Raw genomic sequence first — 14,426 nt, 5'->3', positions numbered from 1 at the left:
CTGCTCCTGTTAAAAGAAATGGTGCCGCTTCATCAAGACAATCAGCCAGACCATCAGCAAAATTGAAAACACAATAATTACCAGCCAGTCAAACGAACTGTGGCCAACGGGCAGCGACACATTCATCCCGTAAAAGCCGGTTAAAATCGTCGGCACGGTTAAAACCAGCGACCAAACGGTCAAGAATTTCATGGTGTCATTCAGATTATTGTTCATCATATTATTGGAGGTGGCCGACAGTGTTTGCGTAACCTGCTGGGAAATTTTGACCATTTCCGATGACTGGTTAGATTCTATCAGAACATCATCCAAAACTTCCCGGGCTTCCTTAGTAAACTGCAGCTCGGAATCACGCAGGCTGCGCAGCATCATCAAGTTTGTCTGAATCGAACTGGACAAATAAACCAGACTTTTTTCAATGTTCGACAGCTGCACCAAATCTTTATTGTCAATATTGTCGGACAACTTTTGGTCCAAATTATTCCGCTCATCATCCAGCTGGGTAACGGCGCGTTGGAAATACTGCGAGGAAAAGAGCAAAAACTTCATTAGCAGTTCCGTCACATCCCTAGCCTCGGAAAGTTCCTGGCGCATCGGTGTATCGTTAAACTGGTCAAAAATATAGCTCGTCGCTTCCGTATGAAACGTGAAAATATTTTTCCCTAATACCAAAAAAGTAATCGGGTGCGAAGTAAAATGTTTGATCACCGTTGTCGGCCAAATCGGCACATCGTAAACAAGCAGGTGGGTATGGGTATGAATATCATAGTCATAGTGGGGACGCTCGTGCCGGTCCGAAATATAAGAAATTATGTCCGGCGTAAAGTTGTAATCATCCTGCAGCTTGATGCTGTCATTTTCGCTCAAATTGCTGATGTCATACCATTTATAATTTGTTTCCACGGGAAAATTCTGCTGTCTAATCATTGCTCTCACCCCTAATTTTCTACCTAATAATCGTAACATTAATTTGGGGTATTACCCAGTTAAAGAAATACCAGGTTAAAAAAATACCGTTTATCGAATTGGCGATAGACGGCATTTTTAATCTATATTATACGAGCTGGCATTTTTGAATAGCCGCATAATCTTTGGCGTTATTCAATTTTGCATTTCGCAAATCAATATCATTTTGTAAATTTAGGAAGTAGCGATCTGATACATTGAAATATTTACCCAATCTAACAGATGTATCAACAGTTATTTCTCTGCGATCATGTAAAATATCTTGAATTCTTGAAGTAGGCATATGAATATCTTTTGCTAGGCGATAAGCAGATAAGTTCAGTGGCTCCATAAAATCTTCTTTTAAAAACTCACTAATTTTAGGAGTTGGAATTATTTTGTCAGTCATCTTATTCATCTCCTTTGCAGAATAACTGTAATGATGAGAAATTAGCAAAAAAAGCGGTCAATTACGACCACCAGTACCTTACAAATAGTCAACTTGCACTGCATATTTTTATACTGAATAACGTGTTATCCTTTTCTTTCCATATCGTAGCTTATTTCTTAATTTTTGTGAATACGACAAGTAACCAAATTCAATTCTAAAATGAAGATAGTTATTAAGACGACGAAGAAAGGAAAGAAGACAAGCAAAAAGGCTTATTGCATTTGTACAATAAACCTTTTTTGTTTAACTTAATGACATTGGGCCTAAGCCTGTTTTTTTCATATCATAATTAAAATTTATTGCTTCCATGAAGCATCAAACTTAGTCTTGCCAGACTTAATCGCATTATCAATATTCTGCTTCTTCTGTGCTGCTGCCAAAATGTTTTGCATAATTGGGTTCAGCAAACCATAAGTAGCACCGGCATCCTTAACAACCGGAACACTGTACAAATCAGTCATTGCATTTTCTAATTGTGCCGGCAATTTTAGATCCTTGTTATCCTTGTACTCGCTTGACTCAGCGGCAGCACTGTTAACCGGAATATACCCTGTGGCCTTAGCCCATGTTAGTTGACTTTCCTTAGAAACCAGGAACCTCATATATTTGAAAGCAGCAGCTTTTTGCATTGCACTTGCTTGTTTGAACATATAAATGTCCGTTCCTTGCCCCATCGTGTACTTACCAGGACGTGCAGCGACATCATAAGTAAACTTATTTTTCAGGCTGCCCTTGACCCAGGTTTCGGTCGAAGAACTGGTGATGATCATTGCAACCTTTTTGTTAGTAAACGGAATGTACAGGTACTTGTCGGAACCGGGCATTCTGAAGTAACCATCTTTAATACCATCGGCATAGTAATTTAAAACTTTCTTAGAAGTTGAGCCAGCAAAGTCAATATTCTTAGAGAAGTCGACGCCTTCATCCTTCATGCCCAAAACATAGTAGTTGGAAAGCGAATCAAAACCGGCACCGACAACCTGATGGTTGCTCTTCTTATAGATGGTTTGCGCATCCTGCTTTAATTCAGCCATCGTTGTTGGGACTTGCTTAATGCCATACTTCTTAAACATATCCTTGTTATAAATCATAATTTCAGTTGATTTATTGAACGGAATACCATATTGCTTGCCGTTAATCGTGGCCCCGCTGAGCAAATCGCTTCTGATTCCTGAAGCCTTAACACTGCCCCAGCCAACATCTTTATTATTAATGTAAGGTGTTAGGTCAACCAGCATCTTGTTTTTAGCGGCGGCCGTCAGCCAGTCAGGATAGGCCTGCGTAATTGTTGGCAGATTCTTTGGTGATTGCAAGGTCGAATTAATTTTGGCCTGCAGGTCATTTTGTGACTCGCTGTAACTGCCCTGTCCCTCAAGCTTAACGTTGATATTCGGGTTCTTCTTCTCAAATTCTGCGGTCAATTTCTTCAGGGTTGTTGCTTGATCGCCCTGCATTCCGTGCCAGAAGACAACAGTTGTCTTCTTGTCAATCTTGCTGGGAATGCCTGAACTTGACGAATTGCTCTTGCCATTCGAACAAGCGGCTGTGCCCATTAAGGCCAAAGCAGCAACAGCTGCCACTGCCCACTTTTTATTTAACTTCATTTGGTAAATCCTCCAAAAATTATTTTTTAAATCCCAAATTTTGTTTCTAGCTTAGAAATAATAATTACCAATTGATAATTTCCTCAATAATTTTAGAATAAAATTCGTGAAATTTCAAACAATTTTGCAAATAAAATTCGCTTTTTGCCAAGAATATTACTTTTAGAATTAAAAATAATTCGGATTTATTAAAGAATAAATTAAATTTCAAGTGATCGTATTCCAATTAGTTGAAAAACTCTCCGGTATGCGAAAAAACAACAAAAATTCAAGCGGGTGCTCTTTCTATTCTTAAAATTAGGCTACCACTGCTTCCAAGAATCAGCACTACCTGTTCTTAAATTGGTATTACTCTCTAATAATACAATATTTTTTGTAATTTTTTTGCTCCAAGCAACGAATTATGCAGCGCAGATTTGAACGATTATCATGAACAATCGCTTCAAAAAATCACTATTTTGCTTCAGTTTCGTTCAACTTCGTTCATCAAAAGTAAAATATCAATAGAAATTTTGATAAGGACAAAGTTATCATTTACAGCAGATTTTTTAATCATAAAAAATACACGAGAACTTCCACGTTCCCGTGCATCTTTAGTAAGTAATCATAAACTCTAAAAATTTCTAAACCAGAACTTGCACTCTATAATCCAAACATGTGTGCAAACACTGGAACCAACAAATTATCAACCAAGCCAATTACAACTACGGCTACAGCTGCCATGGCTCCTTGAACTGAACCCAGCTCAAGTGCGAATGCAGAACCAACCGTGTGGCCGGCAGTTCCCAAACCAAGACCGGCACCAACCGGATCCTGATTCAGTCTAAACCATTTGATGAGCGGTTTACCCAAAGCATAAATAATTACAGCATTCAGGATACATGCCATAGCTGTAACCGAAGCATTGCCGTGGATGGCCGTTGTCAGCGGCAATGCAATCGCTGTTGTTGCCGATTGACTGAGCATGGATTCGATTCCGACTTTGTCCAAACCAATCAGTTTTGATACCAAAGTAATTGCAAACAGCGAAATGATCGTCCCAATAACTAGGCTCAAAAGGATGATCCCCCAGTTCTTCTTGACCACGTCGTTACGCTTATACAGCGGAACGGCAAAGGCAATTGTGGCCGGGGTCAAGAACCAGAAGATGAGATCGCCACCAGGTTTATACGCCTGAGTATAAACCTGCGTTGTACTCATTCCTAACATTTTGCCTAAAACTACCAAGATTGCAATTCCTAGAACCATTGCAACAAACAGCGGTTGGAAAAGGAAAAATCCTTTTGACTTTTTAAACAGCCACTGGCCGATTAAAAAGACGAACAGTGATAAAAATACACCAAACAAGGGATTAGTCAGATACTTAATCATTATTTATTGCCTCCCACATTAGCATGAGATTGATGGGTACCGCCCATCTTGAAGTGCGCCATTATCTTCTTCTTGCACCATTCCAGCACTCTTGCCGTATAAGCGGTGACAACCAGCAGAATGATTGTTGCCAGTAAAATAACAATTACCAGCTGCACACCCTGTGACTGCATAATTTTTAAATTGGCTGCCAAAGAAATTCCTGACGGAACAAACAAGAAACCAATCAACGCGATCAAGGCACTGCCGAACGAGTCAACCCACTCAACTTTCACAATATGACACGTCAGCAATACGTAGAGCAAAACCAAGCCAATTACCGGTGTTGGTACCGGAAACTGCTTCGGCATCATACTTGAAATCATCTGTGACACAAATAAAATTGCGGCGTAAATCAGCATCTGAAACAAGATCGGCGCTGATTTTTTCTCGTCTTTTTTATCTTCTTTCATAACATATTTCCTTTCTTCTATCGTAATTATTCTTGATCATAAGATAACTTAAATAGAAATATTTGGAAGCGATTAACCGGTTAAATGCAAAAATTCGGCGCCGAATTGCACTAAGACTAATTTCAAACTTCATTTTTTCCCACTAAAAAAGTGCCCCGACTTGTTAACTGCTTTGCTAACAAACTTGGACACTCTGATTACATCCCGAGGCGTTTATTGAGTTCCTTGCGATAGGCCCGCCCCACCTGGACCTTTTCTCCGTTGCTCATGATGAGCAGCAGGGTATGGTTGAACCAGGGCTGGACCTCCTTGATGCTTTCGACATTGATAATCGCGTTGCGGTGAACCTGCATGAACCTGCAGTCGGTCAGTTTTTCCTTAATCCAGGCCAGCGTGTGCTTGGTTTCGTACTTGGCGTTATGCGTTGTGATTGTCAAAATACCGTCACTGACGGTTGCCGTGATTAGATCCGCCTTCTTAATCACCACACTGCGATCAGCCAGCTCGATGCTAAGCATTTCACTGACTGCATCCGCTGGCGGCTTCGCCTGAGTGTTGCTGCTATTTTTATTCAAAGCCAAAACCCGCATGGCTTTTTCCAGTGCAGTAGCAATCCGTTTCTGCTCAAAAGGCTTTAGAACATAGTCGACAGCACCGACGTTAAAGGCCCGAACAGCATATTCATCGTAGGCAGTAGCAAAAATAATCATCGGCTGGTAGGTCAATTCTTTTAATTCATCGGCCAGCTCAAAACCATTTTCCTCATTTAACGAAATATCCAAAAACATCAAATCAATGTGGTTTTTCAGTAAAGCGGCCTGCGCTTCCTTAATGTCTTCTGCCTGATAAGTTGTTACGCTCACCCCCTTGAGACTGGGACTTTTTTTGATTAAGTACTCCAATTCATCCCGTGCCAAAGGCTCATCGTCAACAATTAAGATTTTCATAGCTGCTCATACTCCTTCTAAAATTGCTGCTACTACGACAGTTTTCATTCCAGCAAGAAATTTTTTCAAAAATATGTCTAGTCTAACACCAATAAACTAACTGTTTCTTTCCTGCGCGCTCCTGAGCGGCAGTTTTGTCCGAAAAGTCGTGCCTGTCTTCCCCGTTTCAATCCGCAGCTGACTGCTGGTCCCGTACAAACCTTTCAGCCTTCTATTCAAATTATACAGCGCCGTGCCGCTGCCTTTTGATTCCGTGATTGGTTTCTTGCCCAATTTTTGTAAAATTGCGGGTACAATCCCTGAACCATTGTCGGTAACCGCAATTTCAAAGTGGTGAGCACTAACCATTTCGGCCTTGACTATCACCACATTACCTGTTTTGCGGCCCTTAAAGGCATGCCGGATCGCATTTTCAATAAAAATCTGCAGGCAAAATGACGGTAGCAGGGTATCATCCGGCACATTAATCTGGTAATTAATTTTAAATTTATTGGGAAAACGCAGTGTCTCGATTGCCAAATAGGCGTCAACATGTTCTTTTTCCTGCTTAAATGTGACTTCTTTTTCCTGACCGTTGCGCAGACTGGAGCGGAAAAACGCCGAAAGCTGCAGGAGGGCCTGGCGGGCCTTTTCAACGTCAAAGCGCATCAGGGCGGCAATAGTATTAATGGCATTAAAGAAAAAGTGCGGGTTAATCTGTACCTGCAGTGCCCGAATCTCCGCCTCGTTGCGCAGACTGGTCTGCTCCTCGGCAATGCCGATGGCCAGCTGACCCGAAAAGATCATGGCGAGTCCGCGCACCAAATTTTCTTCCACCACCGTCAGCTTGCTCGGCTCACAAAAATACAGTTTCAACGCCCCAATTGTTTCATCATTAACCTGCAAGGGGCAGACAATCGCCGCGGCTAACGGACAATTCTTATGGGGACAGCCGATATCTTCTTTAGAATAAGCAATTTTTTCTTTGCCCGAGGTGATAACGCTCTTTGATAAATCCGTCAGCACCGGCTCCCCCGCAATGTGGTGGTCTTCACCGGCACCCACATGGGCCAGGACGTTGACCCGGTCGGTTAAACCCACGGCATCAAAGTTGGTATATTTTTTGATAATGCAGCAAACGTGTTCGGCCGAAGCAAAGTCAAGGCCGCTGCGAAAATATGGCAGAGTCTTGTCGGTCAGCTCCAAGACATCCTTAGTCTGCACCGCCTTCAGCTGCCGTTCATTAGAGAGGTAGGTTTTTAAAATCTCAATAAAGAGGCTGGCTCCAACCGTATTTAGGAGAACCATTGGGAAGAAAATCAGCCTAACTAACCCGATACCGTTAAAAACAAAAATGAAGGTCATCTGAATCAACTCAGCAAAAAAAGCCAAAACAGCTACCCAAAAGGTTGAAGGGTACAATTTGTCGCCTTTCACCTTATCACCCGAAACGCCGACTAAATAGCCGATCAAAATTGAACTGGCGATGTAAAAATAATCGGAAAAATTGCCAAAAACTACCCGGTGAATCCCGCCAATCAGGCCGACAATCGCCCCAACGTAAGGTCCACCAGTCAAACTGGCCGCGGTGATAACCAGGACTCGGGTATTGGCAATCGAATCCGACTGTGGCAGGCCCGTGATAATTGGCGGCATGATGACCTCACTGGAATTGGTAATCTCCACTCCAGTCAGATTGGCAATCACAACAAACAAAGAAAAAATAATTGTCAACCAAATTTGCGACTTAAGTGTTCTTTTTTCAATTAAATTTCTGAAGAAGCGCATATTAACCAGCAAAAAGGCCAGAACCATGATGATCCCAAGACGCTCTGCCAGCAGGATAAACAAGTTAAACATATAATTACTCCTCCAATAATATCGCCTTATCCCTTATTATTATGACATATAATCCACGATTATGAATTTTTGAAAGAGGTTAATTGCAAAATGTAATCGCTTAACTGCACAAAACGCTAGTTAAAAAAAGGCAACATTATAAAAGTATATTTTTATACGTATATATTTTTGTGCTTTTAATAAAATTGCATATAGTTAACGTAAAACACAAAATATTAATTACTATAAATTATTTTTAATACTTAAAAAATATTGTAAAATGAGTCCTGTAATGAATTAAAAGGCCGGTCAAGCTACTAGTCTTTTTTCAGTATCTGATTATTTGTAAATAAACTACTATATATAAACTTGTAGACTTCATGATCACAGAAGGGAATACTGCTTTGAAAAAATTGCGTACATTACCAGTTAACGATAATTACTACCCAGTTTCAGACTGGGTACATCACAAAGAAACAATTATGATGTGGCCTGAGAGAGCTGACAATTGGCGCGAAGGTGCCAAACCAGCACAACGCATATTTTGTAAAATTGCAACCATACTTAGTAAATATGAACAAGTCACTATGCTGGTTTCACAAAAGCAGTATCAAAATGCACGTCAATTATTACCCAGCTCAATTCGCGTTATAGAAATGAGCTACAATGATATTTGGATAAGAGATATCGGTCCAACTTTTCTTAAAAATGAGCATAACAATCTTCGAGCGGTTGATTGGAACTTTAATGCTTGGGGTGGATTAATTGACGGGCTTTATTTTCCTTGGGATTTTGATAATTTAGTTACACAAAAATTATGTGATATTTATAATATTAATTACTATAAATCAAAATTAGTTTTAGAGGGATGCGGTTATCAAACAGATGGTAAAGGAACGATTTTAGCTGTGGAAGAATCAGTATTATCAGAGGGCAGAAATGGCCGTGTGTCTAAACAATATGTAGAAAAATTTTTTCAAAATTATTTAAATGCGCATAAAATAATTTGGCTCAAACGTGGATTTTATATGGATGAAACCAATGGTGACATTGATAATATTGCTATTTTTGTCAATCCTAAAGAAATTGCACTTGCATGGACAGAAAATCATCAGGATCCAATGTATGGAATTTGTCATGAAGCACTAAAAATCTTACAAACCTCAACTAATGCTGACGGTCAACATTTTACTATCCATAAAATTCCTTTACCGCGACCCCTTTACGCCACACAAAAAGAAAGTGAAGGCGTAGACAAGGTCAACGGTTTATTGCCACGATATACCAGCGATAGGTTAACTAGCAGTTATATCAATATTTATATGGCTAATTCGGCTATTTTAGTACCGATTTTTGATGATCCACAAGATCAAAGGGCATTATCAATTTATCAGAAGTTATTTCCAGAACGAACTATTATTCCAATCAATTCACGTGAATTACTATTAGGCGGAGGAAATTTACATTCTATTATATTGGGAATCCCAGATTAGGAGTAATCCATGGACTTTTTTGAAGTAATCAAATCACATGTTGATAAATTAAATGATAACGAATATAAAATACTGAATTACGTGATTCAAAACATGGATAGCATAAGTGATAAGGGAATCCGTGAAGTATCATCATTATGTTTTGTATCGACTACTACTTTTTTGCGTTTTGTTAGGAAGTTGGGGTTTTCCGGTTATAGCGAATTTATTACGGTTTTAAAATTTACAAAGCTTTCCCAAAAAAATGATATTCAACAAATACGAACATCAATTCCCAATCACACTCATAAATACAGTGAGTCATATCTAAAAAATATTGAAGAAACCATCAGGGTGATTAACACAGACAAATTTGATCAAATAGAAGCAGGATTAAAAAGAAAGCCAAAACTATTTTTCTTTGCCAAAGCACTCAGTAAATTTGCTGCTAAATATATTAACTATTTATATACGATAAATGACTTTATTGTAATTTTCCCAGAAAACTACGAAGAACGACTTACCGCATACAAAATGATCGAAAAGGATGATTTGATTTTTATTTTTGATTACTCAGGTGAAGACGCTGAATTAATTAAAACAATTTATACTATCAAACGCGAAAGTCAAGGTAACTCTCTTATTTCAATAACTACAGCTGATAATAATACTATCCAAAATATGAGTGATATTAATTTATATTATTTTAGCGACGAAATAAAAATAAATAATGTTAGTATGACTTCTCAAGTATCTTTAATTATTATCATGGAATTGCTGCTTTATCAATATTTAGAAAGTTAGACAAAAAAAGTTCGTTAGAAAATTTCTAGCGAACTTTTTAGTAATATATTTTTTACGGAATAATAACTGTGCCTTTTTCACCTTTAATTATTCCAGAAACATCATCTAAACTACCAATTATTGCAGTTTTATTGGTGTTTTTAACAAAATTAATTGCAGCCTGAACTTTTGGCAACATACTCCCTGCAGCAAAATATCCTTTGTCAATACCTGCTTCAAGTTCAGCAACATTAACCTTTTTAATTTCTTTTTGATCAGATTGACCAAAATTATAAAAAACATTGCTTACAGAAGTTAAAATAATTAATTCATCGGCTTTAACTAATTCAGCAACTTTGGCAGCACTAAAATCTTTATCAATTACTGCTTCTTTGCCTAATAATTTATTGCCATCCTTAACGACAGGAATGCCACCACCACCAGATACTATAGGAATAACATTATTTTCAATTAAAATTTTTATAACATTAGCTTCTTTAATTTCTTGTGGCTTAGGCGATGGAACAACCCGGCGATATCCACGCTGAGCATCTTCCATTAAAGTCCAGCCAGGATATTTTTTGTGAATTTTGACTAATTCTTCCTCTTCATAAAATGGTCCAATTGGCTTAGAAAATTTGTTGAATGCGGGATCATTTTGGGCAACGACTGTTTGCGTAACGATAGTCACAACGTCTCGATGCAAATCATTATCCAAAAGCTCTTTTTGCAAAGCGTTCTGAATCCAATACCCAATACTTCCCTCAGTCATTGCGCCAACAGTATCCAGTGGCATGGCTGGATTTTGCGGACTATTAGAATTTAATTGCTGTAAAAGCAAGTTCCCAACTTGTGGTCCGTTTCCATGTGTAATAATTAGTCGATCTCCATTGTTAACAAATTTAACTAAAGATTTGCTTGCTTTTTTTACTGCCTTGCGTTGACCCTCTTCTGAAGGATCATCCGTAAGTATTGCATTACCACCCAGCGCTACTACGATAGACTTATGTGTCATTAATCTTTCTTCCTAATCTAAAAAGTTAATTTTGTGGTATTTGCTGTGTAATACAATGAATATTACCGCCACCTAATAGAATTTCACGTGCTGAAACGCCAACAATTTTTCTATCAGGATATAATTCAGCTAACGTTTTTTCAGCCTCTTTATCCATCGGATCATTAAAGGTAGGAAATACAATTCCACCATTAGCGGTGTAATAGTTCACATAACTTGCTGCCAACCGATCGCCTTCTTGACGTGGCAAAGTGCCTTCGACAGCGTCAACACCCTTACTCTCTTCCTCTGTAATCAAAACTGGACTTGGAACATGAAGCTTAACTACCTTGAGTTTACGTCCTTTGGCATCAGTTGCATTCTCCAAAATATCCAAATTTTCTTTTGATATCTCGTATTGCGGATCCGATTTATCATCCGTCCAAGCTAAAACAACTTCACCAGGTTTAACAAAATTGGCAATATTATCAACGTGACCATTTGTTTCATCGTTATAAATGCCTCTCTTAAGCCAGATAACTTTGTCTAAATTCAAATATTCTTTCAAAATTTCTTCAATTTGCTCTTTTGAAAGTTGTGCATTCCTGCCTTTAGAAAGTAGACACTCTTCAGTAGCAATTAATGTGCCTTCACCATCAACATGAATTGAACCGCCTTCTAAGATAAAATCATTTAAGCGATAGCGGTCGACATGTTCCAACTCAGCCATTTTATGGGCAACACGATCATCTTTATCCCAAGGAAAATATAGACCATCAACTAAGCCGCCCCAAGCATTAAAAGTCCAATCAACTGCTCTCAGGGTTCCCTTATCATTCTTTACAAATGTTGCACCGCAATCTCTTATCCAAGAATCATTATTAGATATTTCAACAACTTCAACGTTACTTGGAAGCATTTGACAAGCGTTATCATATTGATCATCATTAACGCCAACAGTAACATGCTCAAACTGTGAAATTGCCTTAGCAACCTCAACAAAAGTTTTTTGTGCTGGCTTACCGCCATTACGCCAGTTATCTGGGCGTTGTGGCCATAAAATATAAACTCCCTTGTGAGCTTCAAACTCACCTGGCATTCTAAATCCATCTTTCTTTGGAGTACTATTTAAAGTTTTCATAATTATATATCCTTTCTGTTTTGCGTAACTTGAACAATAACTTCACCAATTAAAATAGTAATTATTGTTCCAATTAAAATCGGCATTTTGCCAGAAATTTCTGTTTTGCTTCCATTTAAAGGAACGATTGTTAAAATTATAGTTATAATCAGCAGAATTTCTGGAATCCATGTCATTAAACTAACTACTAACTTATTACCAGGAACCTTGAACGGTCTGGCAATATCAGGTTCTGTTTTTCTTAATTTTATAAAGGCTGGAAACATCATTGAATACGACAATAGCAAAGCAACAACATTCAATGAGAAGAAAGCCCAAAAAATATCTTGATTGGGAATAAACGGAGATATAACAACTAGAATACTTGCCACAATTCCATTTAAATACCCAGCACCTACTGGCATATGATTTTTATCTTCACGACCAAAAATTTTTGGCAATGCCCCATCTTTAGCGGCATATTCGGCAACAACATTTACACCTAAAGCCCAAGAAACCATTTCAGAAGCCAAAGTGTAAAGGAAGAAGATACCAATTAAAATAACGAACCAATTCATGTGACCAATCATTAAGATAAAACTATCCAAAAGACCACTAGACGGTGACAACTTATCAGCGGGAATTGCTACACCTACGCCAAATGCAGATAACAAATACAGTAATGCTATTAAAATTCCCCCGTAAACTATGGCTTGCGGTATTTGTTTTTTAGGATTATCCATATCGCCTGACATTGTAGCGACAACTTCAAAGCCTAAGAAATTAAAAATAATTACTGACAAATTGCTTAAACTTGATACATTTGCTTTAGGTAATAAGTTACCAAACGACAGATCGTTGGCGATGCCTTTAGTTGCAGCAATATAAATACCTAATACTGAAAGAGCAACGATAATAAAAATTTTGGCAAATGCTGCTAAATTCAATATCCATTTACTTTCAGAAATTGGCTTGTTGCCTAGAATTACAACAGTCCAGACAAAGGCTAGTTGAATAATCATTGAAACCCAAATATTCATATTAGTATGAAGAAGGGTGCCAATTACTTGCGAAAAAAGAACTGCTAGACTTGACATCCAAATTGGATAATTTATCCAATACAGCCATGCCAGTCTGCCTCCCCAACGAACGCCAAAAGCTTCTTTAACCCAATCATAAAGTCCACCATCTCCTGTATAAGCTGTGCCTAGTTCAGAAGAAATCAAACCATACGGTAAGAAGAAAAATATTAGTAAAAATATCCACCAGAAAAATTGTGATGGTCCAATAGCTGCTGCTGGTGCAACGGATTCGACAACCATGATCACAACTACTGACATTAAAACAGCGTCAAATAAATGAAATCCCTTTTTTTTCATTATTCATCATCCTTTATGAATTTATAGCTTAAGGCCATTGCTTGTGATGCTAAGGATCATATTCTTCAATCTTGGATCGTTTAATTCATTAAGCTCTTTTTCAGAATAGTTAATAGATGGCGCAAGCAAATATACTAATAAAGATCTCATTGCTGTTAAACGGTTTTCAGCTTCATCCCAAGCAATCGAGTTAGGAGAGTCAATAACACTATCCGTAACTTCTTCACCACGATTTGCTGGAAGACAATGCATAAACTTCGCATGCGATGAAGCCTGAGACATTAATTTATCGTTAACTTGATATTTAGGATAGAAAACTTTCATTCTCTCATCATATGATAGAGGATTTTCGTATAGACCATACCAAACATCTGTATAAATAAAATCTGCGTCTTTTAATGCTTCATCTGGTTGATCCGTAATTTTAACGCTGCCACCAGAAATTTTGGCATTTGCACGACCAATTGCCAATTTCTCTTCAGGAATTTGATAGTCCTTAGGGCCAAATTGAACAAATTCCATTCCCATCTTTGAAGCCATAAACATTGTTGAAACACATACCTGTGTTGCATCACCGACGAAAACAATCTTACAGTCTTTTAATTTTTTACCAGATGGTAAATGCTCAGAAATTGTTATAATATCGCCTATTTCTTGCGTTGGATGATTGTAATCGCTCATCCCGTTTAAAACTGGTACAGTCGCTGCTTCAGCCAGCTGGACTACAGTTGAATGCTTAGCAACCCTTGCCATCAAAACATCTACTAACCTTGACAAAACTATCGCAGTATCACTTAAAGTTTCGCCTTCTGAACTGCCCAAATGAATTTGTCCAGGTGCTAAATACTCTGCGTGACCACCTAATTGAGTCATAGCTGTTTCAAACGAAACACGGGTTCTTGTGGATGATTCTTCAAAAATCATGCCTAAAGTTTTATTTTTCAGCAACTGGGGATAATTACCATTTTTAATATCATTTTTAATCTGAATTCCTAAATCAATTAAGAACTGAATTTCATCTTTAGAGTATGTATTAGTATCAATAAAATCTCTTTTCACTGTCAACATCCTTTCATTTTGTGTTTTTAAT

At 38.1% G+C, this 14,426-nt stretch carries 13 protein-coding genes; 2 read left to right on the top strand and 11 right to left on the bottom strand.

Annotated elements, in window-relative coordinates; genetic code table 11:
• Positions 1–9: 9 nt before the first annotated feature.
• The 7 genes from PT285_RS02065 to PT285_RS02035 form a co-directional block, all read right to left on the bottom strand.
• The gene (locus PT285_RS02065) at positions 10–927 is read right to left on the bottom strand and encodes a magnesium transporter CorA family protein (RefSeq protein ID WP_277147514.1); all 918 of its coding nucleotides are present in this window, start codon (positions 925–927) and stop codon (positions 10–12) included.
• A 127-nt stretch (positions 928–1,054) separates the two neighbouring features.
• Positions 1,055–1,354 carry a HigA family addiction module antitoxin gene (locus PT285_RS02060; RefSeq protein WP_374211454.1) on the bottom strand — a complete coding sequence of 100 codons (300 nt, stop codon included), beginning with the start codon at positions 1,352–1,354 and terminating at the stop codon, positions 1,055–1,057.
• A 338-nt stretch (positions 1,355–1,692) separates the two neighbouring features.
• Complete coding sequence (locus tag PT285_RS02055) at positions 1,693–3,000, bottom strand: extracellular solute-binding protein (protein ID WP_277147510.1); 1,308 nt, start codon at positions 2,998–3,000, stop codon at positions 1,693–1,695.
• A gap of 642 nt (positions 3,001–3,642) precedes the next feature.
• The gene (gene lrgB, locus PT285_RS02050; RefSeq protein WP_277150576.1) at positions 3,643–4,368 is read right to left on the bottom strand and encodes an antiholin-like protein LrgB; all 726 of its coding nucleotides are present in this window, start codon (positions 4,366–4,368) and stop codon (positions 3,643–3,645) included.
• A 2-nt stretch (positions 4,369–4,370) separates the two neighbouring features.
• On the bottom strand, positions 4,371–4,823 hold the full coding sequence (locus tag PT285_RS02045) for a CidA/LrgA family protein (protein WP_277147508.1): 453 nt from the start codon (positions 4,821–4,823) through the stop codon (positions 4,371–4,373).
• 197 nt (positions 4,824–5,020) lie between these two features.
• Positions 5,021–5,770, bottom strand: a complete 750-nt coding sequence (locus PT285_RS02040; RefSeq protein ID WP_277147506.1) for a LytTR family transcriptional regulator DNA-binding domain-containing protein — start codon at positions 5,768–5,770, stop codon at positions 5,021–5,023.
• 96 nt (positions 5,771–5,866) lie between these two features.
• Positions 5,867–7,609: a LytS/YhcK type 5TM receptor domain-containing protein gene (locus PT285_RS02035; protein WP_277147504.1), complete on the bottom strand. Its 1,743-nt coding sequence runs from the start codon at positions 7,607–7,609 to the stop codon at positions 5,867–5,869.
• A gap of 383 nt (positions 7,610–7,992) precedes the next feature.
• Here PT285_RS02035 and aguA (PT285_RS02030) point away from each other — a divergent pair, with 383 nt between their 5' ends.
• Positions 7,993–9,081, top strand: a complete 1,089-nt coding sequence (gene aguA / locus PT285_RS02030; RefSeq protein ID WP_277147501.1) for an agmatine deiminase — start codon at positions 7,993–7,995, stop codon at positions 9,079–9,081.
• Between the two features lie 9 nt (positions 9,082–9,090).
• Positions 9,091–9,864, top strand: coding sequence for a MurR/RpiR family transcriptional regulator (locus PT285_RS02025; protein ID WP_277147500.1), 774 nt, complete (start codon positions 9,091–9,093; stop codon positions 9,862–9,864).
• A gap of 52 nt (positions 9,865–9,916) precedes the next feature.
• Here the strand turns inward: PT285_RS02025 and arcC are convergent, their stop codons facing one another.
• From arcC to ptcA, 4 genes are read right to left on the bottom strand one after another with little or no spacing between them, the layout of a single operon-like run.
• Positions 9,917–10,858: a carbamate kinase gene (gene arcC, locus PT285_RS02020; RefSeq protein WP_277147498.1), complete on the bottom strand. Its 942-nt coding sequence runs from the start codon at positions 10,856–10,858 to the stop codon at positions 9,917–9,919.
• A gap of 25 nt (positions 10,859–10,883) precedes the next feature.
• Positions 10,884–11,978 carry an agmatine deiminase gene (aguA, locus tag PT285_RS02015; RefSeq protein ID WP_277147496.1) on the bottom strand — a complete coding sequence of 365 codons (1,095 nt, stop codon included), beginning with the start codon at positions 11,976–11,978 and terminating at the stop codon, positions 10,884–10,886.
• 2 nt (positions 11,979–11,980) lie between these two features.
• Positions 11,981–13,339, bottom strand: a complete 1,359-nt coding sequence (locus PT285_RS02010) for an APC family permease (protein WP_277150573.1) — start codon at positions 13,337–13,339, stop codon at positions 11,981–11,983.
• Positions 13,340–13,357: 18 nt separating this feature from the next.
• Positions 13,358–14,395: a putrescine carbamoyltransferase gene (gene ptcA, locus PT285_RS02005; RefSeq protein WP_277147494.1), complete on the bottom strand. Its 1,038-nt coding sequence runs from the start codon at positions 14,393–14,395 to the stop codon at positions 13,358–13,360.
• Positions 14,396–14,426 lie beyond the last annotated feature (31 nt).

It is taken from the genome of Lactobacillus sp. ESL0791 (genome assembly GCF_029433255.1).
Classification (GTDB): Bacteria; Bacillota; Bacilli; order Lactobacillales; family Lactobacillaceae; genus Lactobacillus.
The sequence above is the reverse complement of the archived record's forward strand: the minus strand, read 5'-3'. Positions and strand labels throughout refer to the sequence as shown.